At 33.7% G+C, this 26175-nt stretch carries 22 protein-coding genes; 12 read left to right on the forward strand and 10 right to left on the reverse strand.

What is annotated here, in order from left to right:
* The first annotated feature begins 387 nt into the window (after nt 1-387).
* Nucleotides 388-3120 (forward strand): S8 family serine peptidase, encoded by a 2733-nt coding sequence (locus AC4FQ3_RS22525; protein WP_491183364.1) that lies wholly within the window; start codon nt 388-390, stop codon nt 3118-3120.
* Between the two features lie 17 nt (nt 3121-3137).
* Here the strand turns inward: AC4FQ3_RS22525 and AC4FQ3_RS22530 are convergent, their stop codons facing one another.
* The 3 genes from AC4FQ3_RS22530 to AC4FQ3_RS22540 all read right to left on the reverse strand — a co-directional run bounded on the left by AC4FQ3_RS22530 (nt 3138) and on the right by AC4FQ3_RS22540 (nt 5088).
* Nucleotides 3138-3755 (reverse strand): alpha/beta hydrolase, encoded by a 618-nt coding sequence (locus tag AC4FQ3_RS22530; RefSeq protein WP_491183365.1) that lies wholly within the window; start codon nt 3753-3755, stop codon nt 3138-3140.
* A gap of 16 nt (nt 3756-3771) precedes the next feature.
* Nucleotides 3772-4062, reverse strand: coding sequence for a GNAT family N-acetyltransferase (locus tag AC4FQ3_RS22535; RefSeq protein WP_302096770.1), 291 nt, complete (start codon nt 4060-4062; stop codon nt 3772-3774).
* Nucleotides 4063-4149: 87 nt separating this feature from the next.
* Entirely contained in the window at nt 4150-5088 is a 939-nt protein-coding gene (locus tag AC4FQ3_RS22540) for a ring-cleaving dioxygenase (RefSeq protein WP_491183366.1), read from the reverse strand.
* 258 nt (nt 5089-5346) lie between these two features.
* Between AC4FQ3_RS22540 and AC4FQ3_RS22545 the strand changes: the two genes are divergently transcribed.
* From AC4FQ3_RS22545 to AC4FQ3_RS22575, 7 genes are all read left to right on the forward strand, one after another.
* Nucleotides 5347-6003 carry a DUF6766 family protein gene (locus AC4FQ3_RS22545; protein ID WP_491183367.1) on the forward strand — a complete coding sequence of 219 codons (657 nt, stop codon included), beginning with the start codon at nt 5347-5349 and terminating at the stop codon, nt 6001-6003.
* Nucleotides 6004-6054: 51 nt separating this feature from the next.
* Entirely contained in the window at nt 6055-8226 is a 2172-nt protein-coding gene (locus AC4FQ3_RS22550; RefSeq protein WP_491183368.1) for a hypothetical protein, read from the forward strand.
* 92 nt (nt 8227-8318) lie between these two features.
* Nucleotides 8319-9077 (forward strand): SDR family oxidoreductase, encoded by a 759-nt coding sequence (locus AC4FQ3_RS22555; RefSeq protein WP_491183369.1) that lies wholly within the window; start codon nt 8319-8321, stop codon nt 9075-9077.
* 173 nt (nt 9078-9250) lie between these two features.
* Nucleotides 9251-11392, forward strand: coding sequence for a catalase (locus AC4FQ3_RS22560; RefSeq protein WP_491183370.1), 2142 nt, complete (start codon nt 9251-9253; stop codon nt 11390-11392).
* A gap of 18 nt (nt 11393-11410) precedes the next feature.
* Nucleotides 11411-11986: a YciE/YciF ferroxidase family protein gene (locus AC4FQ3_RS22565; protein ID WP_491183371.1), complete on the forward strand. Its 576-nt coding sequence runs from the start codon at nt 11411-11413 to the stop codon at nt 11984-11986.
* Between the two features lie 124 nt (nt 11987-12110).
* Nucleotides 12111-12920, forward strand: coding sequence for a mechanosensitive ion channel family protein (locus tag AC4FQ3_RS22570; RefSeq protein ID WP_491183372.1), 810 nt, complete (start codon nt 12111-12113; stop codon nt 12918-12920).
* A 249-nt stretch (nt 12921-13169) separates the two neighbouring features.
* Entirely contained in the window at nt 13170-14570 is a 1401-nt protein-coding gene (locus AC4FQ3_RS22575) for an MFS transporter (protein WP_491183373.1), read from the forward strand.
* Here AC4FQ3_RS22575 and AC4FQ3_RS22580 read toward each other — a convergent pair.
* Nucleotides 14563-15606 (reverse strand): alpha/beta hydrolase, encoded by a 1044-nt coding sequence (locus AC4FQ3_RS22580; RefSeq protein ID WP_491183374.1) that lies wholly within the window; start codon nt 15604-15606, stop codon nt 14563-14565. The genes AC4FQ3_RS22575 and AC4FQ3_RS22580 overlap by 8 nt on opposite strands.
* A 261-nt stretch (nt 15607-15867) precedes the next feature.
* On the opposite strand from AC4FQ3_RS22580, the gene AC4FQ3_RS22585 reads away from it, so the two are divergent.
* Nucleotides 15868-16545 (forward strand): YceI family protein, encoded by a 678-nt coding sequence (locus AC4FQ3_RS22585; protein ID WP_491183375.1) that lies wholly within the window; start codon nt 15868-15870, stop codon nt 16543-16545.
* An 80-nt stretch (nt 16546-16625) separates the two neighbouring features.
* Here AC4FQ3_RS22585 and AC4FQ3_RS22590 read toward each other — a convergent pair whose 3' ends face one another.
* Entirely contained in the window at nt 16626-17186 is a 561-nt protein-coding gene (locus tag AC4FQ3_RS22590) for an NADPH-dependent FMN reductase (RefSeq protein ID WP_491183376.1), read from the reverse strand.
* Between the two features lie 339 nt (nt 17187-17525).
* Between AC4FQ3_RS22590 and AC4FQ3_RS22595 the strand changes: the two genes are divergently transcribed.
* Nucleotides 17526-20840 (forward strand): TonB-dependent receptor, encoded by a 3315-nt coding sequence (locus AC4FQ3_RS22595; protein WP_491183377.1) that lies wholly within the window; start codon nt 17526-17528, stop codon nt 20838-20840.
* Between the two features lie 162 nt (nt 20841-21002).
* Here the strand turns inward: AC4FQ3_RS22595 and AC4FQ3_RS22600 are convergent, their stop codons facing one another.
* Nucleotides 21003-21344 carry a winged helix-turn-helix transcriptional regulator gene (locus tag AC4FQ3_RS22600; RefSeq protein ID WP_073397864.1) on the reverse strand — a complete coding sequence of 114 codons (342 nt, stop codon included), beginning with the start codon at nt 21342-21344 and terminating at the stop codon, nt 21003-21005.
* A 108-nt stretch (nt 21345-21452) separates the two neighbouring features.
* Here AC4FQ3_RS22600 and AC4FQ3_RS22605 point away from each other — a divergent pair, with 108 nt between their 5' ends.
* Nucleotides 21453-21830: a DoxX family protein gene (locus AC4FQ3_RS22605; protein WP_491183378.1), complete on the forward strand. Its 378-nt coding sequence runs from the start codon at nt 21453-21455 to the stop codon at nt 21828-21830.
* A gap of 106 nt (nt 21831-21936) precedes the next feature.
* Complete coding sequence (locus tag AC4FQ3_RS22610; RefSeq protein ID WP_491183379.1) at nt 21937-22413, forward strand: hypothetical protein; 477 nt, start codon at nt 21937-21939, stop codon at nt 22411-22413.
* Between the two features lie 68 nt (nt 22414-22481).
* Here AC4FQ3_RS22610 and AC4FQ3_RS22615 read toward each other — a convergent pair whose 3' ends face one another.
* The 4 genes from AC4FQ3_RS22615 to AC4FQ3_RS22630 all read right to left on the reverse strand — a co-directional run bounded on the left by AC4FQ3_RS22615 (nt 22482) and on the right by AC4FQ3_RS22630 (nt 25890).
* Complete coding sequence (locus tag AC4FQ3_RS22615) at nt 22482-23876, reverse strand: aldehyde dehydrogenase family protein (protein WP_491183380.1); 1395 nt, start codon at nt 23874-23876, stop codon at nt 22482-22484.
* A 129-nt stretch (nt 23877-24005) separates the two neighbouring features.
* Complete coding sequence (locus tag AC4FQ3_RS22620) at nt 24006-24311, reverse strand: putative quinol monooxygenase (protein ID WP_491183381.1); 306 nt, start codon at nt 24309-24311, stop codon at nt 24006-24008.
* Nucleotides 24312-24399: 88 nt separating this feature from the next.
* Complete coding sequence (locus AC4FQ3_RS22625; protein ID WP_207761259.1) at nt 24400-25194, reverse strand: type 1 glutamine amidotransferase domain-containing protein; 795 nt, start codon at nt 25192-25194, stop codon at nt 24400-24402.
* Nucleotides 25195-25320: 126 nt separating this feature from the next.
* Nucleotides 25321-25890: a Crp/Fnr family transcriptional regulator gene (locus AC4FQ3_RS22630; protein WP_491183382.1), complete on the reverse strand. Its 570-nt coding sequence runs from the start codon at nt 25888-25890 to the stop codon at nt 25321-25323.
* Nucleotides 25891-26175: the final 285 nt, after the last annotated feature.

Raw genomic sequence — 26175 nt, forward strand, 5'->3', positions numbered from 1 at the left:
TATTTTTCAATAACATATTTTTAATAATAATTATCTGATTATTACTACAAGCCCAGTAAAATCAATAACTGAATATAAATCAGATTATTAAGATCTAATAGTATCCGAAAATTATTTCTTTTCTAAAAGTGTTAGAAAATGTTTTTTACAATTTTGCATTCATTTTAAAATGCAAACAGGTTATAAAAGAAAATTGTTCTCCTACAGATTTAGATTATTGTGAATGAAAAAAAAATCATAAAATTATTACAAATAATTTAATAACTTTGATTGACCTACAACGGATAAATATTTAAAATAGAAATCATTAATCACAAATTTCATCTCGCTTTATCTAAATTAAGATGAGCTGTAATAATAAGATAGCTGCCCTAACCTCTACAGTAAATGAAGAAACGAATTACTTTTCTCCTTTTTATGATAACGACGATCGGTTTCTCACAAAGTTCTGAGAAATGGAAACGGTACATAAAAAAAGAAAATGAAAGTAAATTTGAGAAATACTTTTTTACATCTTTAGAAAATGCACATCACAATAAATACAAGATTGTAAAAAAACTGGACAGTACTTTTTGTATTGTTGAAAATGAAAGTTTAAAATCGAATCAAACTTTAAAATCAGATCAAACTTTAAAAAAAAATCTACCGGTAAATAATTTATGGAAATTACCTTCAAATTTTTCAGATCATAAAGAAGACAAGCATTATACAATAGCAACAGATGATATCGAAGCTTTGATTAAAGACTTGAAATCATTAAACATTTCAGATATTAAAATACTGAATAACCATCTTGTAATTATAAAAAGTGATTCTAAAAAAATTATTGATGAAATTATAGTTCTCAACAGTGTGTCTTCTATTTCGCAGGAATCGCTGCGGCCGAAAGGGGAATCTAAAATAATAGATCAAAATTTTAGCATCAATTCTATAAATAAAGCCAATACTAATTTTCCTCTTTTAACAGGCGAAAATCAAATTGTAGCTATCAAAGATGATTTGTTTAATCTGGATGATATTGATTTATTAAATAAGCACATTCCTTCCTCAACACAATCTGCAATTGTATCGAGTCATGCAACGGCTATGGCGACTATAGTTGCAGGGTTAGGAAATAGTTCTGCATTAGGAAAAGGAGTTGCCCAAAAGGCTAAAATACAATCGTCTGACTTTTTGAATATTTATCCTGATGAAATAGCAACTTTACAAGGTGCTGTTACTCAAAATCATTCATACGGCACAGAAATTGAGAATTTTTATGGTTCGCTTGCTAATGCTTACGATTCTCAATTGTTTTTAAATCCTGATTTGACTCATTGCTTTTCCTCTGGTAATAGTGGACTTCAGGGTTATAAATCTATTACCGGTAATTTTAAGCAATCCAAAAATAGTATTGTTTTGGGCTGTATTGATCAAAACGAAGTAATTATGCCGTTTTCTTCAAAAGGTCCTGCTTATGATGGTCGAATAAAACCTGAGTTAGTAGCTTATAGCACACAAGGAACTTCAAATTCTACAGCACTGGTTACAGGAATTATTACGCTTATAAAACAGCATTATAAAACTATAAACAATAGTTTTTTGACTAATGCCCTAACAAAAGCCATTTTAATTAATAGCGCAAAAGATTTAGGTAACTCAGGTCCGGATTTTACTTATGGTTATGGTAATATTGATGCTGATAAAAGTCTAAAAACAATCAGCGAAAACAGAATTATATCAGGTAATTTGCCATCTGGTCAGACAAATACACATACGATTACTATTCCCGCAAATGCAAAAAACTTAAAAATTACATTAGTATGGAACGATTTGCCGGCTGCAATTAATAGTAATATAAGTTTGGTGAACGATTTAGACATGGAAGTTATTTCGGCCGACAATATCACATCTTTGCCTTGGATTCTTAACCCCGAGATTCCTGAGCAGCAAGCTTTAAGAGGAAAAGATAAAATTAATACTATCGAACAAATTACGATTGAAAACCCTGCGTCGGGTTCAGTTTCTATCAATGTTATGGGTTCATACGTATCGAATACATCTCAGGAATACGGTATCGCTTACGAATATGAATTGGAAAATCAATTTGAATGGAATTATCCTGTAAGCAATGATAATTTCCCTTATGATGGAAAAACTATTTCTCCTTTCAAATGGAATTCATCATTTTCCGGTATCTCCGGAGAATTGTCTGTTAGTTATAATAATGGGGAAACCTGGGAAATTATAGCAAATGATATAAATCTGGATAATGAACAATTTACATATACGCCTAAAGAACAAAAATTTTCAAAGGCCAAATTAAAAATGACCATTAATAATACCGAATATATCTCTGACAGCTTTACGATTTCTTATGATTTAAACATCAGTACCAGTTTAGTTTGTGACGGCACAACAGAAATTAATTGGGATAAACCTGCCGATGTTGCTTCCTTTAATATTTATCAATTAACAGGAGATCATTTAGAATTTAAAGAACAAACCACAAACACCAGTTATACTTATACTGATGGAAAAATCCACACGGTAATTCCTGTATTTGACAATACCGAAGGAATAAAAAGTGAGTCAACATTACAATACGCCGAAAACTCAAATTGTTATTTTGAGTTGACTTTGGCAGAAGTTTTTGAGGAGGATAAAGTAAAGATAGATGCCAGTCTTTTCAGTTTGTACAACATCAAAAGAATTGATTTGGTAAAAATAGTTAATGATGTTGAAAGTGTTATTAGTACAATAAGCGACATCAATTCAAAAACATTTTCTTTTTTGGATGCTGCCCCGATAAAGGGCAGCAATAAATATAAAATAAATATAATTTTAGAAAACAATAACGTAGTAAGTTCGCTAATTCTTGATACCAATTATTTAGGCGATGATTTGTTTTTTGTACACCCCACACTACTGAGCAAAAATGAAGAATTAAATATTGATGCTAAAAAAGAAGGAAACGCTATTTTCTATCTGTACAACATCAATGGACAAAATACTATTGCTTCTCCTTTACTTTCTAAAACCAATACTATAAATCTAAAAAATACTGCATCGGGAATTTATATCTATAAAATAGTTACAAACTCTGGCGAAATGCAAACAGGTAAAATTGCAGTTTTTTAAGCTCTTGACACAGAATCTTACTTTGTAAAAACCAGATCATTAACCAAATCTATTTCGTCCTGGCTTATTGTATGTCCCATATTAGGGTAGATTTTTTTTGTAACCAAAGCTCCCATTTTTTTAAGAAGTACTTCGGTTTCATTTACTCTTTCAACGGGAACATGAAAATCAGGATCGCTTGTTCCGATGAAAATCGGTGTGTTTTCAAAATTTCCTGAATAATGATTTTCATACACTTTATCCCCTATAAGTCCGCCAGTAAAAGCTGCTACACCGCCATATTTTGCAGCGTTTCTGGCTGTAAATTCCAATGCAAGACAAGCTCCCTGCGAAAATCCGAGGAAATAAATGTTTTCTTTCTCAATTCCATTTTGCTGAACTGCTTCAACAACCTGAGCAATGGTTTCCAAGGATTTTGAAAACGAAGGCTCATTCTCTTCAATCGGTACTAAAAAGGAATACGGATACCAGGTTCTGTTTTCTGCCTGAGGCGCTATTAATGCAAAATCTTCCACCTTAAGATACTTCGCAATCGAAAGAATATCGTTTGAACCTGCACCACGCCCGTGAAGCATGATTAAAGCTTTTTTTGCTTCTTTTAAAGGCGTTCCTGCTGTTATATTTTCTAAATTCATGATTGTATTTTTTAAATTATTTTTTCCAGATATCCTGATATTCATCCGGATGTTTCTTGAACTGCGCATGTACATACGGACAAAGTGGTAAAACCATCAAATTATTGGCACGCACATAGGATGTCATTTCATCCAAAAGTTTTTTCGCATAACCTTTTCCTTCTGCTTCAGGCTCAATACCTGTATGGTAAACAGTCAGCAAATCCGGTTTGATGCTTACTGTCATTTCTCCCAGTTTTTTATCATCAACATAAAGATTAAAAGCTCCATGTTTTTTCTCGTCTAATTCTAATTTTATTGTTTCCATAGTATTTTTTATTTATAAAATTAATTTACGCCTAATTTAAGCGTAAACTAATTTCATTTTTTTATTGATTTAAATATCTTTTAGTAATTAATTAATTTTAACCAAGTGCTTTTCAATGGCAGCTCTTTGTGATTCATATTGTGCCGGAAGTTTTAAGTTTTGTCCTAATTCTTCTAAGCTTTCATCTACTGTAAATCCGGGATTATCTGTTGCGATTTCGAACAAAACTCCTCCTGGTTCTCTGAAATATAGAGAATGGAAATATTGTCTGTCGATTTGTGGTGTAATTGACAATCCAAACTCTTCTATTTTTTCACGGAAGTGCATTAGAATTTCATCATTTTTTACTCTAAAAGCCACATGGTGAACAGTTCCATTTGCATTTAAACCACGTTTTTCATCAGCCAATTCTACTAAGTCAACAATTGCGGCATTTTCTACAGCATCTGTTGCATAACGATAACGGTTTACGTCCTGATCAATTAATTTGTAACCAAATATTTCTGTTAAAACTAAAGCAGTTGGTTTAATATCGTTTAAAGTTAAAGTAATATTGTGAAAACCTTTTGTTGCAACATCCGCTTTTACTTCGTCAGTTTCCCAGCCTTTTCTGTTATCGTCTGTTTTAGATTCGATTAATTCTAATTTTAATCCGTCCGGATCTAAGAAAGTAAGATATTTTTCTCCGAATTTCTCAGCAGGTTTGTTATAAATTACATTGTACTGCTCAAAACGTTTCTGCCAGAAATCAAGGCTTCCTTTTGGAACAGAATATCCTATTTCAGTAGCCATTCCAGAACCTTTTCTTCCTTGCTGAATTCCTTCTCCCCAAGGGAAAAAAGTTAAAATTGTTCCTGCGCTTCCTACTTCATCACCAAAATAAAAATGGTACGTTCCCGGATCATCAAAATTCACTGTTTTTTTGATGAATCTTAATCCTAAGATTTTTGAGTAAAAGTCGAAATTACGTTTTGCGTCACCTGCAATTGCAGTAATATGGTGTAAGCCTAAAATTTTATTTTCCATGGTATTTAATGTATTAAAGTTGTTTTGATTTTCTTTTACAAATTTACTTCCGTTATACCTGTTTATCGATTAACCTAGATTAAGAAATGAAAATTGCTTAAAAACTGTTGTTTTTCTACTATTATATAATCAGTCGTGTTCTTAATAACTGAATTAACTTTTTGTAAGTTAATCTACCTAAAAATAATATAAATGATTACCCTAATTCTATAAAATGGAATCAATCGTGTTTCGGAAATTTGTGAAAAAGCAAGAAACATGAAAAACTTTTTACGAAATAACGGACTCAGTATCTGTTTTCTACTATTATTTTTCGGCGCATTAATCGGTCAAATATTTTTTGGGTTCGAAGAACATAATAAAGAATTGATTGATGAAGGCAGTACTGCTATTACGCTTTCTTCTTATCTTATTTCAGGTCATTTTATTCAATCGACTTTTGAAAATTGGGAAAGCGAATTTCTACAAATGGCATTGTTTGTTGTATTAACCATTTTTTTTATGCAGCGGGGTTCTTCAGAATCTAAAGATTTAGACAAAGAAGAAGAATTTGACAGAGAACCTTCGCCTACGCGAAAAGATGCACCCTGGCCTGTAAAAAAAGGCGGATGGATTCTTGAAATCTACAAACATTCACTTACCATTGCCTTATTCTTATTGTTTATACTTTCTTTTTGTGCTCATTTTTACGGAAGCCTTAAAGATGAAAATGAGCAGTTGGCTTTAAAAGGAATGCCTTTGGAATCTGCGTTTGATTATATGGGAGATTCGAGGTTTTGGTTTGAATCTTTTCAAAACTGGCAAAGCGAATTTTTATCTGTTTTTGCCATCGTAATACTTTCTGTTTATCTAAGACAAATTGGCTCTTCACAATCTAAACCTGTGGATGCCCCTCATATGGAAACAGGCGAATAGCTATTTTTTTGAAATAAATAAAGAAATCTTTTATCAATTAAAACTATCATTATGCCAACAGTTACACCTTGGAGCGCAACGGCGCAGGAAGATATTGAAAATAGTGAAATACTTTTAGAAAGAAAAATTGTTGATTACACCTATCAATTTTACAATACAGGTGATTCATTATGGATTGTGGTATTGATGCCTGAAAACGGAAAAATAGCTTTTCGTGCGGCATTTGCAATGAACAGCTGTTTTGAAGTTACAAATCTTTTTGATGATGAAGATACCACTGTTTTTATACTCGATTCCAGATTGGGAAGTTATGAAGTTCGCATCAATTTTCCGGCAGGTGTATTACATTATACAACAACATTTACAGCAAAAACTGCCTTAATGATTCCGTTTTGGCCACGAGATATAATTCCGCTTACACAAAGTGGAAGTTTAGAAAACACGGCTGGGAATATTCACATGGCACAATTCGGGTCGCGATCAGGATTGTTATTTGCCAGCATTACAAAACCACAAACAGGATCCTTTTTTTATTTTCAAAATCTTACTTCATTGTCTGAGTATTGCGAAGTTACCAAAACAGAATCGAAAAATACTGTTGGAGGAACATGGCCTGAAATTGGATTTCAGCTTCCAACAACGGATGAATTGCCTCTTCCTCCCAATCAGGCATTTACAATATCAGATGCGTATATAATAGTAGAGACTGAAATTTTTAAAGATACAACGGCTATTTGTGAGCACTTTTTAAATAATCTTGTTACTATTTACAAAGTGCTTGAACAGCCTAGAATTGAATATCATAATTGGCCGGATATCGCTCAAAAAGTTTTAAATGATTTGCAGCATAACAAAGGTGCATGGCAACAGGCAAGCGGAATTCAGTATCTAAATGCTTACTTATGTGACTATGACACACCTCCTGAAAGTATGGTACAATTGGCTGTACTGGCACCTTTTAAGGAATTTGAAAAATGGAGTGGTGAAAAACAATCGATCTGTAATGAGTTAATCAAGGGACTGCCTGCTTTTTATGATCCAAAGATAAATTGCCTTAACAGATGGCTTCCTTCGATGGTAGACAAACTTGACAAGTCAGAAGAACAAAAAAAAGATATGGTAATGGATTCCTGGTATCTGCACCATCCGTTAATGAATTTGGCAAGACTGGCTTTAGCCGGAGACAAAACAGCAAAAAAACTGGTATTAGATTCTATTGAGTATGTTATAAAAGTGGCACATCATTTTAAATACCAATGGCCTGTATTTTATAATATGGAAACCCTCGAAACAATCAAGAAAGAAACTGCTCCCGGTGCCGGAGGAGAAAGGGATGTTCCCGGATCGTACGCACATTTAATGCTGCTGATTTTTAAATTAACCAAAGAAAAACGTTATTTAAACGAAGCAGAAAAAGCAGCCAGAAAATTGGCAGATCTGGGTTTAAATATATTATACCAGGCCAATAATACAGCTTTTGCCGCTGCGGCATTATTAGAATTATTTAAAATTACTAATAAAAAGCTATACCTCGAGATAAGTTATACCTGTCTGAGCGGATTATTTAAAAATATCCAGCTTTATGACTGCAAATATGGCTATGGTAAAAACTATAATAATTTCTTTTCAATATTTCCCCTCAATGATGCACCGTATACTGCTGCTTATGAAGAATTAGAAGTCTACGCAGCTTTATCAGAATATTTATCACTGGCTAAAGATGTTGACATTTTGCCCTCTTTAAGAACGCTGATACCGGAGTTTATTAAATATACTGTGAGCAGGATTGCTTATTATTATCCAACGATGCTGCCAAAAGAAATGCTTTCGGAAGAAGTTAAAACAGGCGAAATACAAGCTGATCTCTGGGTTCCTTTGGAGGATTTGTACAATGGCTGGGAAAAAAGCGGTCAGGTTGGTCAGGAAGTATATGGCAGCGGAATGGCTTTTGGAATTGTGTCCAGACAATACATCAAAATCGATGAAGATTTTCTTCTTTTTATCGATTATCCTAATGAACATACGAAAAGAGGAAAATCGATTACTATCAAATTAGATGGTGACAAAGATATGATCTGCAATTTGAAAATTATAAAACTCAAAGACCGTAAAATTCAAATGAAAGTGTTTTTTGATAATGAACTTCTTGATCCCTTCACAAAGAATGTCAGCATACAGGAATATAAAATTTCTGGTCAGGGTTCAGTTAAAGTTCAATGGTAATATTTAATAAAAAACCCAGTACTAAAAAATATCATCTGCTGTTAGAAATTCCAGCAGTTTGCAAATAATAATCATTTATAAAAAAACAAACAATGGAACAATTAACAAATTACTTTGGACAAAATATTAAAGACAAACGAATTGTAGTAACCGGCGGCACAACCGGAATAGGAAAAGCAATTGCCGATGTATTGGTCTCTCTGGGCGGACGCATTCTTATTTTTGGAAGAGATGAAAAAGATTTTAAAAATGCTGTCGAAGATCTTAAACAGCAATTTCCCGGCTGCGAAGTTTATGGAACTCCTGCCGATGTAACCAAAAAAGAAGATATCGATAAAATATTGCAAATTGTAGATACTGAGTTGGGCGGAATTGATATTCTTATTAACAATGCGGCATTAGGTGCTCCGGGAATTACACAGGAAACTTACAAGGATTACAAGTATATTATTGATACCAATATTACTGGTTACCTGGCTTTTGCTCAGGAAGCCTCATTACGAATGAAAGAGCAAAAATCCGGGCATATCATTAATATTGGGTCTATGAGTGCCGAGAGCCGTACTCCGGAAAGCACCATTTATGTAGCTACTAAATCTGCAATACGAGGTTTTAGCACATCGCTTCGTAAGGAATTAAATCCGCTTGGAATTAAAGTCTCACTAATAGAACCCGGAGCCGTAACAAGTGATATGCAGCCAGGCACTAAAGAAGAGCATAAGGAAAAAATAGAAAAAATGGAAATGCTCGAAGCGTATGATATTGCTATGAGTGCCCTATTCTGTTTATCTCAGCCAAAGAGATGCGATATTGTAACGATGCAAATTCGACCACATCTTCAAATTATATAAAAAGAATTGCTATTGATTTTGGTTGGATGGTAATTGTACAATATTGCGGAATAATCTTATAAATTCAAATTAATGGTATAGGCTAAATTTGATTTATAAGTTTATTCCAGATCACAAATACCTCATAATGTGATGATAACATAAAAAATTAAATCTAAACAAAGCAAAAACTAATGAAAAATTTTCAAGACGAAAAACAGCGTGATTTGTCGATAAACAAATCCGACGGAACTAATAAGTTTCTGACTACTGATCAGGGTGTTCGTATTAACGATGATAACAATTCGTTAAAAGCCGGCGAAAGAGGACCTTCACTACTCGAAGATTTTATTCTAAGAGAAAAAATTACACATTTTGACCATGAACGTATTCCGGAAAGAATCGTACACGCACGTGGTTCAGGAGCGCACGGTTTTTTTGAAGTAACAAACCCAATTCCTGAATTAACAAAAGCGGGATTTTTAAAAGAAGCCGGATTAAAAACACCTGTTTTTGCCAGATTTTCTACAGTTGCCGGCTCAAGAGGTTCTACAGATCTTGCGCGGGATGTACGAGGATTTGCTGTTAAATTTTATACTCAGGAAGGTATTTATGACCTTGTTGGCAATAATATACCCATATTTTTTATTCAGGACGCCTCAAAGTTTCCCGATTTAGTTCACGCTGTAAAACCAGAGCCTCATAATGAAATGCCTCAGGCAGCGTCTGCTCACGATACTTTTTGGGATTTTATTTCCTTAATGCCCGAGTCGATGCACATGATTATGTGGGTAATGTCTGATCGTGCGATTCCAAGAAGCTATAGAATGATGGAAGGTTTTGGAGTTCATACTTTTAGATTGATTAATGAAGCTGGAGAATCGACTTTTGTGAAATTTCACTGGAAACCTAAATTAGGAACACATGCTGTTGTGTGGGATGAAGCCCAAAAAATTTCGGGTAAAAATCCAGATTTTCACAGAGAAGATTTATGGGAAGCGATCGAAATGGGAAATTTTCCTGAATGGGAATTAGGCGTTCAGGTCATTCCTGCAGAAGACGAACACAAATATGAATTTGACTTACTTGACCCGACCAAAATTGTTCCCGAAGAACTTGTTCCGGTAACGATTGTGGGAAGAATGGTTTTAGATAGAAATCCCGATAATTTCTTTGCAGAAACAGAGCAAATTGCATTTCACCCAGGGCATGTTGTACCGGGAATTGATTTTACAAACGATCCATTGCTTCAGGGAAGATTATTTTCTTATACCGATACACAACTTTCAAGATTAGGAAGTCCTAATTTTCATGAAATTCCGATTAACAGAAGCGTTGCGCCCGTACATAATAACCAACGTGACGGACACATGCGTCAGGAAATTAATAAAGGTCGTGTAAGTTATCAGCCAAATTCACTTGGCGGAGGATGTCCGTATCAGGCTAAAATTGCCGAAGGTGGTTTTGCAAGTTTCAACGAGCGCATCGATGCACATAAAGTAAGAGAAAGAAGTGAAAGTTTTGCAGATCATTTTGGTCAGGCAAGATTATTCTTTCACAGCCAGACAGATGTAGAAAAAAGCCACATCGTAAAAGCACTGCGTTTTGAACTTGGAAAAGTTGAAACTACTGCCGTCAGAGTTAGAATGCTGGGGCTTTTATCTCAGGTTGATACGCAATTGGCAGAAAAAGTTGCCTTGGGTCTTGGAGCTACGGTTCCGCCTGTATTGGAAACTCCAATTAATCAGGGCGTATCTCCGGAAAATGAAAATGGAAATCAGGAACCACGAACAGTAGATTCATCGGTTGACAGTTCTGATGCTCTTTCTATGCTTAAAAACCCTACCAATTCGCCTACAATTGCTTCCAGAAAAGTGGCTATTATTTGTTCTGACGGAGTTTCTGAAGCCGCAGTCCTAAACATGAAAAGTGCGCTTCTTAAAGAAGATGCAAAAGGTTTTATAGTTGCGCCGCATTTAGGATCTGTTGTTACAGATGCTGACGGAGCAGTTGCAGCAGATTATAGTTTGCTAACTGCATCTTCTGTTTTATTTGATGCCGTTTACATTCCGCATGGATTAGGCCTTGACCTTTTAGCTGAAAATGATGATGTAAACGAATTTATAAACGATGCTTATAAACACTGCAAAGTAATTGGTGCAGATGGCGAGGCAACAAAAATATTAAGCGCAGCACCTTTTGTAGCCAAAATAACAAACAATGATGACGGGCTTATTTTATCCAGCGAACCTGGCACACAATCATTTGCATTAGATTTTATTGCTGCTATGGCACAACATCGTTTTTGGGAACGCGAAACCAACTTATACAATTAACATTCAAAATAAAAAGATATGAAAAATTCAGAAAAACCAACTGAAACTAAAATTGCTGCCGCAAAAAGCACCAAGAAAAATAATCTTGTCGAACCCGCATCAGACGCTGCGGCAGATTTAAGAGAATTATTTATTGACAGTCTTAAAGATATTTACTGGGCAGAAAATGCACTTGTGGGTGCCTTACCAAAAATGTCTGCCAATGCTACAGCTCCAAGTCTTTCGGGCGTTATTTTAGAGCATGTTCTTGTTACCGAAAATCATGTTGCAAGACTTGATAAAGTTTTTGATATACTTGGAGAAAAAGCCGAAGGAAAAAAATGCGAAGCTATGGCCGGATTATTAAAAGAAGGTGACAGTATTTTGCTTGAAACAATTCCAGGCTCGGTTAGAGATGCAGGAATTATTTCAGCATCACAAAAAATCGAGCATTATGAAATTGCAACTTATGGTACTTTAGTCGCTTTTGCAAAAGCACTGGGAGAAAATGACGCTGCAAAATTATTAGCACAAACTCTGGCCGAAGAAAAAGAGGCTGATTGTTTACTAAATGACGTTGCCTTAAATACCGTAAATATTGTAGCGGCAGAATAACGAAACTAAATATTACCTTGTAATAAAAGACACTACTTTTTTCATTTACCTTAAAACATCTGTACTTCGTGCAGATGTTTTTGCATTCAATTTTAAACTTTATTTTTTTTAAATATAACCTATTATGAAAGAATTTCTGCATGACATTGCCCAACATATAGAAGGATATTATCAAAACATTGTTGATATCACGCCAAAATTATTACTCGCAATTCTGGTTGTTTTAATCTCCTGGTTTATAGCATCGCGTGTTCGGGGATTTGCAGATCGAAGATTAAAACAACGAATGCATGATCCATTATTAGCAACTTTTATTGCCAATCTTATCAAAGCGGTCCTTATTGTTATTGGGTTTTTATTTATGTTCCGCGTTATTGGGCTTACAGGCGTCGCGCAAAGTGTTTTGGCCGGTGCCGGAATTTCGGCGTTTATTATTGGTTTTGCCTTAAAAGATATTGGCGAAAACTTTTTAGCGGGAATTTTGCTTGCTTTCAAAAGACCTTTTTCTGTTGGTGATATTATTGAAAGTAATGGCGTAAAAGGAAAAGTCGTGGCATTGAACCTTCGTGATACACAGATAAAAAGTGACAGCAAAAACATTTATATTCCAAATGCATTATTAATAAAAAACACGCTTATCAATTTTAATAGTGAAGGATTTCTTCTTCAGGATTTTACTATCGGGCTTGAATATGGATCTGATTATAAAAAGGCAATTGATTTGATCACCGAGGTTATGAAAGCAGATGAGGAAATTGTAGATAAAGGATATTCAAATTCGGCTGTAGTGTCTGGCATTACAGGTGCTATTGTACAGATCAATATAAGATATTGGGTAAAAACCGACTTAAAGGTTACGGATGGCAAACATCGCTCTGAAATTGTAATTAAGGTTGCTGAAGTATTAAAAACAAATGGTTTTGTTATAAAATAACAAATCAACATTCAGAATGATTCTTCTAAAACAGAACAATACAATAATGACAGTTCTTCTAAAAATTAATTCAAATTTTAAACAAAAGATATCAATTATGGTATCTTTTGTTATTTAGTTAAAGATTAAAATCAATTAAATTCTAAAAGTAAATTATTAGGATATCTTTCGTAATTTTATAGAACACATGAGTTAAATTGGGCTTTAAGAACTCTAGCTTAAATTGTTTCAGGCAAAAAATAGAAATCTATGAACGTTATTATTGATAAAGAAGCGACGAAAAAAATATTGCCAATTATTCTGGCAACTTCCATTTTTATGCAAATGCTTGATTCTACAATTCTTAATACTTCTATAACTGCTATTGCCAAAGATTTGCATGAATCGCCGCTGGAAATGCAAAATGCTATTATCAGTTATGTCTTAACGTTGGCGCTTTTTATGCCTGTAAGCGGTTTTTTGTCGGACAAATTTGGAACCAGAAAAATATTCATTTTTGCCTTATTACTTTTTAGCCTTGGGTCTTTGTTTTGTGCCCTTTCTCAAAACTTAATGCATTTGGTTATTGCCCGTGTTATTCAGGGTATTGGAGGAAGTTTAATGACACCTGTAGGAAAGCTGGCGCTTATTAAAACCTTTCCAAAAAATGAATTATTACAAGCAATGAATTTTGCTATCATTCCAGCTTTGATTGGACCTGTTTTAGGTCCGTTGATTGGAGGATATATGGTCGATTATTTATCCTGGCACTGGATTTTCTTAATCAATATTCCTTTTGGTATTATTGGTATTATTTTAAGCTTAAAATATATGCCTGATTATAAATCTCCAATAATTGATTTTGATTTAAAAGGCTTCCTGATTTTTGCAGCCGCTTCACTCCTATTGTCTATTTCTTTAGAATTGTTTGGCAATACTGTTCGTTTATCACCGGTTTTAGTTGTTTTGATGTCAGGATTTTTAATGCTGTATTGGTATTATCGCCATGCTGCAAAAGATAATAACCCTATTTTTCCCTTAAACTTATTTCAGGTAAGAACCTTTCGTGTGGGTATTGTTGGTAATTTGGCAACTCGCCTGGGTTTTAGTTCTATTCCTTTGCTATTGCCTATGATGATCCAGATTGCTTATGGTCAGTCTGCAGTGACCTCAGGATGGATTGTTGCACCTATGGCACTTACTGCGATGTTTGGAAAATCGGCGGTAATTAAAATTCTAAATACTTTTGGATATCGTAAAACATTAATGGTCAACACTTTTATTATTGGTATATTAATTTGCGCTCTGGCTATTCCGTCAATTCATACATCTATTTATTGGTACATTCCGATTATTTCTGTTTTGGGTTTCTTCAACTCCATACAATTTACCTCGATGAATTCTATTTCTATTGCTGATTTAAGGGTTTATCACACAAGCAGCGGTAATTCATTAGTCTCTGTAAATCAGCAATTAGCAATAGGTTTTGGTATTGCTTTCGGATTATTGGTACTCAAAATTTTTCAGGGTGATGTAAAACTCATTCATAACGAGATTCATAACGCCTTTCGCTACACCTTTCTGGTGGTTGGTTCTTTAACTATTTTATCGGGCTTAGTTTTTAGAAGACTGCATTTAAAAGATGGTGATAATTTAAAATCTTCTATTTAAATTTAGTATTTAGCCCAAATTTTAAAAACCGAAGAATTTCATCATATAATTGATAACGGCTTTTTTCAAGCTGCATAACGTGAGTTCCTTTTTCGATAACCACATATTTTTTATAAACAGCATTTTCAAGAGACGAAAATAATTTTCCAGCATCAATATTGTCAGGATATTGATCCCATTCACCCCGAATTACTAAAACAGAAGCGTTTATATTGGCTGGGTTATAATATGATTTTCCGTGTAATAAATCTTCTACATCCTGAGATGGCCCTGAGGGAAAACGAATACTATTATATTTAAATTTTACAGCTAATGGGTCAGATTTTAGCCAATTATCTCCCCAAACATTAAAAACTTCGGTTTCCAATTGACATTCTTTTTCTGGTGGGGTCAAATTTTTCATTGAATTTACTCTTTCATCGGGCGTCATAGTTTCAAAAGAATATTCTATTTTTTCAGCTTCAGAAGTATTTTTCCTTTGGGTAATTGCTGCAAACAAAACCAGCTTAGAAACTTTATCGGGAAATTGTGAAGCATATAAAGCTGCAACAGATCCTCCCCAAGAATGGCCTACTAAATATACTTTTGGTTTTCCTGTTTTTTTTATAATAAAATCAACCGCTTTATCTACATCTTTATAAACATCCAGGGCTCTTCCAACAGGTTTGCTATTTACTAAATTTGTTTCCATTTCATTATATCGGTCTGAATTCCCGTAACCTAAAAAATCTAGTGCATATACGTCATAACCATTGTCTGACATGCTATCAATCATGGAATAATTATTCATCTTAAAACCAAAAGATAATGCAGACGGAAATGAAGAACCATGTAAAAAGAGAATCGCATAATCGTCTAAACGAATCTTTGGCTCTTTGTGTGTTATCGCTATTTTTAATCCCGAAACATGGCTTTCTATTTTGAATACTTCCAAATCATTCATCGTTTTATTTTTAAAATTTTCAATATTATTCTGGGCATTGATTAAGCTTGTAAATAATACCAGTGCAAGAATTGTAATTCTATTATTTTTCATCCTCTTCTTTTATGAATGCAAAGTTTAAAAATCATTAGTTACAACACTTCATTCTATACTTAACTATGGATGTAAGTTTGATTAAAAAAGAAAAATGCCGGAATTATTATTGAACATAAAAACCTCGGTGTTCAAAGCAGGAGAACGTGATTAATATTTTAATTAAAAAAAATAAACTGACTCAATAGCAATAATGAGAAAATTTCCATAATTTAACTCTCTCAAATATTTAAAATCAATAAATAATTAAACACATAAGAAATGAAAAAATTAAGCGTATTTACATTAGCAGCGGTTACTTTATTTTTAACGTCATGCGGAAAAAAATCATCTAACGAGACAACGACAGGTGCAGAACAAGAGGTTGCAGAAAAAAAAGGAGAAGTTTTACCTGTAAATTTAGAAACCTCTAAAGTAAACTGGAAAGCATTTCATAAAGGTGGTTTTGCTCCTCGTTGGGGAACTCTTAGCCTTACATCAGGAGAAGTTTCTGTTGAAGGCGGAGAACTTACAGCAGGTGACTTTGTAATAGATATGAAATCTATTAAAGTTGATCCGGCATCTGTAACAGAAAAAGATAAAAAATATTCTGAATTGGAGGCTCACTTAAAAGGTGCTGATTTTTTTGATGTAGAGAAAAATCCAACGGCAACTTTTAAAATTACAAAAGTTGCGGCATTAGATCCTGCTGCTAAAGATGCAATTGAAGGTGCTAATAAAACAGTAAGCGGTAATCTTACCTTAAAAGGAAAAGCAGTAAATGTTACTTTCCCGGCAAAAGTTACTGTTGCTGAAGGAACTGCATCAATTCAGGCTAAATTTACTGTTAACCGTACAGATTGGGATATCAAATTTGGAGCTTCTGAGGCTGATCCTGCAGAATGGATGATCAGTAAAGACATTGAGATTGGTATTGATGTGAACGCAGCAAAAAAATAACAACAAATCATTATCGTTGATACAAAAAGCCCTTCTTAATTATTAAGAAGGGCTTTTTAATTTTAAATGATATTTCACCTTTATTGACTGGAATTTTTGTTAAACCAGACAATAAATGCATCAACAGCTTTTTGAAGAAACTCCTTAATTTCTTCTTTCTGAATATTTCCTTGTTCATCAAAAAGTTCATTTACTTTGGTAAGATAAACTTCAGGCTGCTGCATAACAGGAACATTTAGAAAAACCAAACTTTGTCTTAAATGATGATTAGCACCAAAACCAGAAATATTTCCTGGCGAATTACTAAATACGGCTCCCGGTTTACCGTCCCACACACTTTTTCCGTAAGGACGCGAACCTACATCCAATGCGTTCTTTAGAACTGCGGGCACTGATCTGTTGTATTCCGGTGTTATAAAAATAGCACCATCAATTGCTTTTACTTCATTTCTAAAAATAGTGTAGGATTCCGGCACTTGATTTTCATCATCAAAATCCTGATTATAAAGCGGCAAATCACCCAACGAAATTATTTTAAACTCAAATCCTGCAGGTGCCATTGCTGCAACGGCTTTGGCTATTTTTCTTGAAAATGATTCCTTACGCAAACTTCCTGCGAAAAGTCCAATTACTTTTTTCATATCAAATGTTTTTAATTACAGTTACTACAGCTTTTGCAGTATAACTTACTTTAAATAAAAATTAATCGATTAATAATCTTTCGTTATATAATAAAGTTAGTCAAAAAAGCAGACTGCTCTAAATAAGAACTCATAAAATTGACGTAAAATTCTTAAGATTATATAAAACTAAAACATCTTATTTTTTTATTAAAAACCAATAAATATGTCTTAAAATCCTTTTATTCTTACAAAAATCATTCACTACCCAAACCACTACATTTTGTTAATATTGAGTTAACACCGGGCTTCTTCAATCTCATAATTTTGCCAAAAAATTAAACCAATATAAAACATTAGATGAAAAAAATTATTTTTATTTTAATTATTTTACTCTCTACTTTAGGTCATGCTCAGGTTACGAGTTCGGCCATGTCAGGGATTGTTAGATCAAATAAGGGAGAGGCTCTTCCTGGGGCAACAGTAGAAATTGTTCATAAACCAACAGGAACAAAGTACTTCTCAACTTCTGATTTTGACGGTGGATACGCGGCACAAGGTTTGAGACCAGGAGGTCCTTATACAGTTAAAGTAACTTATATTGGTTACAAAACAACAGAAATAACAGACATTAATGTCGGTTTAGGTAACAACCTGACTATAAACATTACTATTGATGAAGAACCAAATGCACTTCAGGAAGTTGTGGTTTCTACAAAATCAAAAGGAAATTTTAATAAAGGAAGAACTGGTGCTTCACAACAGTTTTCAAATAGAGAAATAGCTGCAGTTCCGGTATTAGGAGCCCGTTCGATAAACTCTGTTACAAAATACAATGCAAATGCAGGAGCTAACGGAACATTTGGCGGACAGGATTCAAGATTGAATAATTTTACTATTGACGGTTCTGTATTTAACAATGGATTTGGTCTTGGATCAGATTCACAAGCCGGAGGTAGAACTGGTTCGACTGCAATTTCATTAGATGCAATTGAGCAGTTACAAGTAAACATTGCTCCATATGACGTTCGTCAATCTGGATTTTTAGGTTCAGGAATTAATGCGGTAACGAGAAGTGGAACAAACGAAATCGAAGGATCTGTTTATACTTCTACCAGAAATAATAAAAAAGATTTTATCGGTACTCACGCTGGGGATGTAACAATTAAACCAGGTAAATTTGAAGAAACAATTTGGGGAGCTCGTATTGGGGCGCCAATTATCAAAGATAAATTATTCTTTTTTGGAAATTTTGAAACTATTGACAATGTAAGCCCGGCTACAAACTGGACATCTACAGGTTCTCCGCAACCAAGTGGTCAGGTTTCTCTTCCAACATATACTGAAATGCAGACTCTTTCTAACTTTATGAAAGATAAGTTTGGTTACGATACAGGTGCATGGGAAAACTATGATTCTTCAAAAGAATCAAAGAAATTCTTAACGAGAATTGACTGGAATATCAATGACAATCATAAACTTACTGCTCGTTATGTATTTCATAATTCATCTTCAGATCAGTTAACTTCTAACTCAAATTCATTAGGTTTTGGTAACAGAACTAATAGTGGATTAGCAATGTCATTCAAAAATAGTGGATATACAATTTTAGACAACACAAGATCTATTGTATTAGAATTGAATAGTAAATTAAGTAATTCATGGTACAATAACTTCATTGGAGGTTATGATAAACAAATTGAAGACAGAGGTTTAATTGGTGGTGGTTTATTTCCAACAATCGATATTAAACAAGGTGCTGCTACTTATATTTCGGTTGGTTTAGATCCTTTTACTCAGGGTAACAAACTTTCTTACTCAACACTACACTTTACAGATAATTTGACTAAAACTATTGGAAAACACTCTTTAGTATTTGGTGCAAATTTTGAATATTTCAAATCCAGTAACTTATTTTTCTCAGGATCAAACGGGGTTTATATTTTTAACTCTTTAACTGATTTTTATGCTGCTGCAAATGAGTCAGCAGCAAATGGTGGTGCTCCATCAACTGCAACTATTACTTCTCCGGCACGTTTTCAATACAGATATTCTGCTTTGCCAGGAGGCGCAGAACCAATGCAAATATTGAAATCGAACAAAGTAGATTTATATGCTCAGGATGAAATGAAATTGAGCGATAGATTTAAATTAACTGTTGGTTTAAGAGCTTCAAGAGTTTGGTATGGTGATACAGCATTAGAAAACCCTGCAATTACAGCTATGACTTTTGTTAATGGCGAAAAATTTAATACAGGTGACATGCCGGATCCGGCCTACTTATTTGAACCTAGAGTTGGTTTCAACCTTGATTTAAATGGAAATACTTCAACAATAATACGTGGAGGTTCAGGAATATTTACTGGTAGATCTCCAGGGGTATACTTATCAAATCAAATTGGAAACAATGGTATACTTACAGGATTTATTGATGTGAGTGGTGCTGCATTAGCTGCAGGAGGTTACGGTTTTACACCAAGACCAGCAGATTATTTTACTCCTACTACACCTACAGCGCCATCTTCTTATGATTTGTCTTTTAATGATAAAAAATTCAAATCTCCGCAAGTTTGGAAAACTACAATGGCAGTTGATCAAAAACTTCCTTTTGGATTTGTGGGTACCGTTGAAGGAATACTTCAAAAAAACATTAATGCGATCAGTTATTACAATGCCAACTTTGATGGTCCGGTTGGAACATTTAGCGGTACTGACAACAGACCAAGATATTCTCGTAATGATGCAGGAACACGTGTAAATGATAATGTTTCAAACGGTATCGTTTTAACAAACTCTGATGAAGGATATTTTTATTCTACAACATTTAAATTAGAATACCCTTATCAAAAAGGACTTTGGGGATCATTCGCCTACACGCACTCTAATGCAACAGATTTAATGTCTCCAGGTTCAGTAGCGTCTGGTTCATGGACAAGTGCAAGATCTGTAAATGGAAATAATGATTTGGATGTTTCTAATTCAAACAACAATACACCAAATCGTTTAATTGGAGTTATTGGTTACAGAATTGAATACGGTAAAGGTCTTGGCGGTGCAACTTCTATTAACCTAGGTTATATTGGAGAACAAGCTAGTCCATTTACTTACACTTACAGTGGAGATATGAACGGAGACAGAGTTAGTGGTAATGATTTGCTTTATGTGCCAAACAGCGCAAGTGAACTTACGTTTGCTCCTCTTGTAGTATCTAGTACAGTAAATAATGTTACAACTTCAAGAACTTACTCACAAGATGAGCAAAGAGCTGCGTTTGATGCTTATATCAATCAGGATAAATATTTACGTTCAAGAAGAGGTCAATATGCTCAAAGAAATGAATCTGTTTTACCAATGTTACACAGATTAGATTTATCTATCTCTCAAGATATTTACATCAAAATAGCCGGTAAAAAGAATACTTTCCAATTTAGAGCTGATATCCTGAACTTTACAAACATGGTAAACAAAGACTGGGGATTATCACAAAGAGCAACCAACCCAAATGTTTTAGCTTATACTAACACAACGGGAGCCAATGTGCCTGTTTATACTCTTGCTACACAAACAGATCCTAATGGAAACAGGTATTTAATTAAAGATACTTTCCAAAAGAACTCTTCAACATCTGATGTTTGGCAAGCACAATTTACACTTAGATACATATTTGGTAACTAAAATATTTTTTACAAATAAATTAAAACCAAAATAATTAATAAAACGACATTGACTTTTAGTTAATGTCGTTTTTTTCGTATTGGAAGAATTAAGGAACCTGAAATCTGGAAAATATTAGTCTTCACATAAAAAAGTCCTGTCTTCATATTAAAAATTACAATATCAGGAATCTTTTAATATTTTTGACCTGTGAAGAAGTCCCCAAAAATGCAATTCATCTAATACTTTTTCTAATGAAATTCCATGTTCTGTGATTGAATATTCGACTTTTGGAGGAAATGAATCATAAACCTGACGTGTAATAAGTTTATTTGCTTCTAATAATTTTAATTCTCTTGACAGCGTTTTATCTGTAATCCCAACTACACTTTTTGATAATTCTCCAAATCTTTTTGGATGTTCAGCAAGAGAAAAAAGAATAAGTAATTTCCATCTTCCCTCTACCGCTTCAAGAGCATCTTTTATAGAAAGCATTGTTTTAGGGCAACCACCTTTTGATATCATAACGTATTGATTATCTATTTACTTTACCTCCGGATAGTACTATCCGGAGGTAAAGTAATATCGTTTGGATAGTAAAAGTATCTAATTTTGATAAAAACTTATAAAAAAATGGAAGAAAACAAAATTAAAAAATTGAAAAAAATCATCGTATGGATAGTTCAAATGCTGCTATTTACAATTTTTGCATGGGCAGGATTTATGAAAATTTTTAAACCACATGACCTGCCATTTCCCTGGATAAGAGATAATGTAATTTTAGTACTGATTACTGGTATAATTGATCTTTTGGCAGCGACAGGAATTCTATTTCCTTCTCTATTCAATAGTAAATCCAGACTGACAGTTTATTCAGCTTACGGAATTATAGCATTAATGTTTAGCGCTATCACCTTTCATATTTGTCGAGGGGAAGCTAAAGATGTTGGGTTTAATATCTTCATTATTGTTGCCGCCTTATTTATAGTTTGGAGCAAAAAACAACTTTAAGTAAATTATTATGATTATCTAAATCCTGCAATATTCAAATGCTATTATATAACAAGACATTTTTAAAAAGGAATTAAATTTGAGACACTTACTTAAAAATACGATTATGAAAAATTATTTAATTCTTTTACTATCAATTCTCGTTTTTTCATGTCAAAAAAAAGAAACCAAGGAAACTGCTGTTGAAACCTCAGACACTATTTTCGCGAAGAAAAATAAGCAGGAGAAAAAAGAAGAGAACAAACAAATAGACGATACTATTTTTATGAATTTTGCGAATGACAAAGGTTTATACACAGCTGAAGGCTCCTTGGATTCTATTCATTCTAAAATATATGTCAAATTTAAAAATGAAGATTTAGGCGAATTGAATGCAAAGATCATTCCGTCTACCGGCAAAGGGAACATCCGTTTCAACCAAATTATTTTCCCGGATAAATCCTCAGATGGTCCATTTGGAATGGATTTAAAAATTCAACTTAAGCAAAAAGGAAATCATATTATTGTAATTGGACATTCGCTAATGGCTGACAGTCCTTTTTGGGGTAAATTCGAAGTACAGCTTGAAAATAAAAAAGAATAATCTAAAAAAGTCCTAATTAAAATTAGGACTTTTTTATGGGTAAATTTAAAAGCTATTTTTCTGCAAACTTATATAGATTTACTTTTAAACACAGTTAATTTTTCTCTTGTCATATCATTTATAGTATATGAAATCCCGCCCATTCCAAGACCTGATGCATCTCTGCCTCCAAACGGCATCCAATCTACTCTAAAGGCAGTATTATCATTAATCATAACTGCAGTAGCATTTAGTTTTTTGGCCGTACTCAAAGCAATATCAATATTCTTTGTAAAAACCGCTGCCTGAAAATGAACATCCAAAGCGTTGGCTTTATTTATTGCTTCTTCTCTATTTGTAAAAGGATAAATACAAACAACGGGGCCGAAAATCTCGTTAGTCGATACTTTAGAATCTTCTGAAGGATTAAGCAGAATTGTCGGTTCAAAACAAGTCTCTGAAATTCTTTTTCCTCCTGTAATTAATTTAGCGCCATTTTCAATAGCTTCATTAACCCATTCCTCAATGCGGTTAACTTCTTTTGGAGTTATAAGCGATCCTACATCTGTAGTTTCATCAAACGGATTTCCAACAATTAATTTGTTCGTTGCCTGCGAAAACTGTTCAATAAAACGATCACAAATTTCCTCATTTACATAAATTTTCTGAACTGAAACACAAACCTGACCCGCATGATAAAACCCTCCTTTTACCAAATCAGGAATCATTTCGTTAAAATCGGCATCTCTCTCCACAATTACAGAAGCGGCGCCACCATGTTCTAAGGCACATCTTGTTCCCGGCGGCAATTTGCTTTTTAGGGACCAGCCTACTTTTGCTGAACCTATAAAAGAGAAAAAACCGACTCTTGAATCTGTAACCAATAATTCTGCAGTTTCATTATCACATAACACTACTTGCAGCCATCCTTCGGGCAAACCGGCTTCCTTTAAAATATCTGCCAACGCAAGACCAGATAAGGGCGTATTACTTGATGGTTTAAATATAACAGGACAACCGGCGGCAACGGCAGTAGCAATTTGATGTACCGATAAATTTAATGGGTGATTGAATGCACTAACTGCAACAACAACGCCAATTGGTTCTTTTGACGTAAAAGCAATTCTGTTTAAAGAAGCTTCAGTAAGTCCCATCGGGATTTGTTCTCCTTTTATTTGCGCTATATGTTCTGCTGCTAATTTTACACCTTTGATGGCTCTAAGTATTTCCGCTTTTGAATCTTTATAGGGCTTTCCGCCTTCGCTTACTGCCAAATGAATCAATTCCTCACTTCTTTCACTCATTATCGAAGCTGCTTTTTCTAAAATTTCAATTCTTTCAAAAGCCGGAAGCCAATTAGATTGATCATTAAATAATTTTTGGGCTGTATTTAATATATTCTCAACATCGTTACTATTTAACAGCGGTAATTCTTTGACCAGAGTCTGATCGTAAGGGAATAATATTTTTGTGGTCTTTTCCATAAATGTTTTTTTAATACTTAATCCTAGAAAAGATATTATCAAATATTTGAACTCTTTTCTTCATAATCTGTTCTTTAAATTTAGTCAAATTATCAATACCTACAATGTCTTAATTCCCAATATTGAAAATTAAAAATCTAAAACCGTCGTTAAAACAATCTCCCTATTCTCTAACAAAGGCACAATTTTACCTAAAACCAAATCTTTAAAATGTACTGAATTTCTGTGTTCTGCAACAGCAGCTTCATTGCTATATCCCTCAAATAATACAATTGTATTTACATCCGAATTGCTTTGATGAACTTTATAAAACAAATTACCTTCTTCTTTAATGCTTTCGTCATGTACTGCTTTTAGCAAGTGCAAGACCTTTTCAATCTGACCTTCTTTAACTTTCCATGTAGCAAAAACATGAACTGGATTTTGATTTTCCATTTTGATTTTTTTTTAATATTATTATATTTATTTTAAAATTGTATGAACCTCCTTTTTTTTCTGAAGAAGATCCATACAATTAGTTTCATTATTTTTTAGGCGATTCTAAAATGACAATCATTTTTTCAGCTACTCCTTTTGCCGAAGCAGGATTTTGTCCCGTAACGAGATTACCATCAGCAATGCTGTGAGCTGACCAAACTGCAGCTGCATGAAATTTTGCTCCTTGTTTGGTTAATGCAGTTTCTAACAAAAAAGGTACATCTGCGATAGCATAACCTCGCTCTTCTTCATCTGTAAAAGATGTGATGTTTTTACCATTTACAAGATAAGATCCGTTGCTTAATTTCACATTTAATAAGGATACCGGACCGTGACAAACAGCTCCAACAACTGCATTTCGTTCGTAGGTTTCTTTAATTACTTTTTTAAGAAGTTCATTTTCCGGCATATCAACCATTGGTGCTAATCCGCCCGGTATAAAAACAGCATCATATTTACTAACATCAACATTTGATAGTTTAACAGCTTTCTGCATTTTTTCCCATCCTTTTCCTGTTAGAAAAATAAGATTGTCAGGATCATTTGCTAAATTAAGTGCATCTAAATATGGGGTATCTCCTGTTAAGCTGGCAAAATCTATCTCATAGTTTGCCTTGTCAAATTCTGCATAAGGATGTGCTACTTCGGGAAGAAATGTTCCGGTTCTTCTGTTATTTGGTCCAATTGCATTGGCATTAGACACAATAATTAAAATTCTCTTTTTCATTGTAGATTCTTTTTTAAGTGTTGCTGTTTGTTTTACTGATGTGTTTTCCTTTTTACTTTGTGCATTCGAAGAAAAAAAGGCAATTGCAAGGGTTAAAAGCATAAATTTTTTCATGTCTATAAATTTTATTGGTTAATGAATTATTATAGGACAAATTTATGCCAGCTCTACTCCTCAATACGAGGAGCAAAGTCACAAAAAAAGTGTGACCGGAATCACACTTTCAGAATCAAGGTTATGTTATTTGTTGTTGGAGTAAAGCCTGCTAAGGGTTTCGCGGCTAATTCCGAGATATTCAGCTATATATTTTTTTGGAATTTTTTGCATTAGATTTGGATAAAGATCTGCAAATTCCTCATATCTCTGCTGCGGATTATTTGAGAGAAGTGAAATAACTCTTTGCTGAAGTGCAATAAAGCCTTTTGTGAGTTTAATTCTAAAAAAATGTTCCATCTTATGAAGCGTATCAGAGAGTTTTTCTCTGCCATCGAGTGTGAGGCATAAAACTTCTCCCGGCTGCATGCATACAACATACATATTAGCCTGCTTTTGATTGAAATAAGCAATGTAATCAGACATCCACCAATTTTCTGTGGCGAATTGTACAATATGTTCCTTACCATCTTCATCAAGATAAAAAACTCTAAAAATTCCACTTATAATGATGTATTCATATTTTGCTTCATCACCTTGTTGAATAAGATATTGATTCTTTAAAACTTTCCGTATCGTAAAAAAAGGCTTGATAGATTCAAACTCCTCATCAGTGATAGGTATAATTTCTTCAATATGTTTTCTAAGTTTTTCCATAGTTTACCTTTTCAAAGATAGAAGATTTATTTTTTGTTTGATAAATAGAAATATGGTGGCAATTCTATTCCATCTATTCTTTAACTTTTAAATGATTATCTTAAAATTAATATAGCGCAGAGTATTAAACAAAAAAGGCTTTAGCTAAAATAGCTAAAGCCTTTTTTAAAAACAAAATCCCCCTTATAAAATAATAAGGGGGATTTTTGTACTCAGAGCGGGACTTGAACCCGCACGAACATTGCTGTTCACTGGATTTTAAGTCCAGCGTGTCTACCAATTTCA

The organism is Flavobacterium sp. AK-345, from assembly GCF_058310175.1.

Coding starts and splice junctions, on each gene's coding strand:
- AC4FQ3_RS22620 (WP_491183381.1), bottom strand. CDS start 24,311: ATGGAAAATCAAAATCCAGTTCATGTTTTTGCTACATGGAAAGTTAAA.
- AC4FQ3_RS22610 (WP_491183379.1), top strand. CDS start 21,937: ATGAAAAATTATTTAATTCTTTTACTATCAATTCTCGTTTTTTCATGT.
- AC4FQ3_RS22525 (WP_491183364.1), top strand. CDS start 388: ATGAAGAAACGAATTACTTTTCTCCTTTTTATGATAACGACGATCGGT.
- AC4FQ3_RS22615 (WP_491183380.1), bottom strand. CDS start 23,876: ATGGAAAAGACCACAAAAATATTATTCCCTTACGATCAGACTCTGGTC.
- AC4FQ3_RS22540 (WP_491183366.1), bottom strand. CDS start 5,088: ATGGAAAATAAAATTTTAGGCTTACACCATATTACTGCAATTGCAGGT.
- AC4FQ3_RS22550 (WP_491183368.1), top strand. CDS start 6,055: ATGCCAACAGTTACACCTTGGAGCGCAACGGCGCAGGAAGATATTGAA.
- AC4FQ3_RS22530 (WP_491183365.1), bottom strand. CDS start 3,755: ATGAATTTAGAAAATATAACAGCAGGAACGCCTTTAAAAGAAGCAAAA.
- AC4FQ3_RS22625 (WP_207761259.1), bottom strand. CDS start 25,194: ATGAAAAAATTTATGCTTTTAACCCTTGCAATTGCCTTTTTTTCTTCG.
- AC4FQ3_RS22605 (WP_491183378.1), top strand. CDS start 21,453: ATGGAAGAAAACAAAATTAAAAAATTGAAAAAAATCATCGTATGGATA.
- AC4FQ3_RS22590 (WP_491183376.1), bottom strand. CDS start 17,186: ATGAAAAAAGTAATTGGACTTTTCGCAGGAAGTTTGCGTAAGGAATCA.
- AC4FQ3_RS22545 (WP_491183367.1), top strand. CDS start 5,347: ATGAAAAACTTTTTACGAAATAACGGACTCAGTATCTGTTTTCTACTA.
- AC4FQ3_RS22580 (WP_491183374.1), bottom strand. CDS start 15,606: ATGAAAAATAATAGAATTACAATTCTTGCACTGGTATTATTTACAAGC.
- AC4FQ3_RS22585 (WP_491183375.1), top strand. CDS start 15,868: ATGAAAAAATTAAGCGTATTTACATTAGCAGCGGTTACTTTATTTTTA.
- AC4FQ3_RS22630 (WP_491183382.1), bottom strand. CDS start 25,890: ATGGAAAAACTTAGAAAACATATTGAAGAAATTATACCTATCACTGAT.
- AC4FQ3_RS22595 (WP_491183377.1), top strand. CDS start 17,526: ATGAAAAAAATTATTTTTATTTTAATTATTTTACTCTCTACTTTAGGT.
- AC4FQ3_RS22535 (WP_302096770.1), bottom strand. CDS start 4,062: ATGGAAACAATAAAATTAGAATTAGACGAGAAAAAACATGGAGCTTTT.
- AC4FQ3_RS22565 (WP_491183371.1), top strand. CDS start 11,411: ATGAAAAATTCAGAAAAACCAACTGAAACTAAAATTGCTGCCGCAAAA.
- AC4FQ3_RS22560 (WP_491183370.1), top strand. CDS start 9,251: ATGAAAAATTTTCAAGACGAAAAACAGCGTGATTTGTCGATAAACAAA.
- AC4FQ3_RS22555 (WP_491183369.1), top strand. CDS start 8,319: ATGGAACAATTAACAAATTACTTTGGACAAAATATTAAAGACAAACGA.
- AC4FQ3_RS22575 (WP_491183373.1), top strand. CDS start 13,170: ATGAACGTTATTATTGATAAAGAAGCGACGAAAAAAATATTGCCAATT.
- AC4FQ3_RS22570 (WP_491183372.1), top strand. CDS start 12,111: ATGAAAGAATTTCTGCATGACATTGCCCAACATATAGAAGGATATTAT.
- AC4FQ3_RS22600 (WP_073397864.1), bottom strand. CDS start 21,344: ATGATATCAAAAGGTGGTTGCCCTAAAACAATGCTTTCTATAAAAGAT.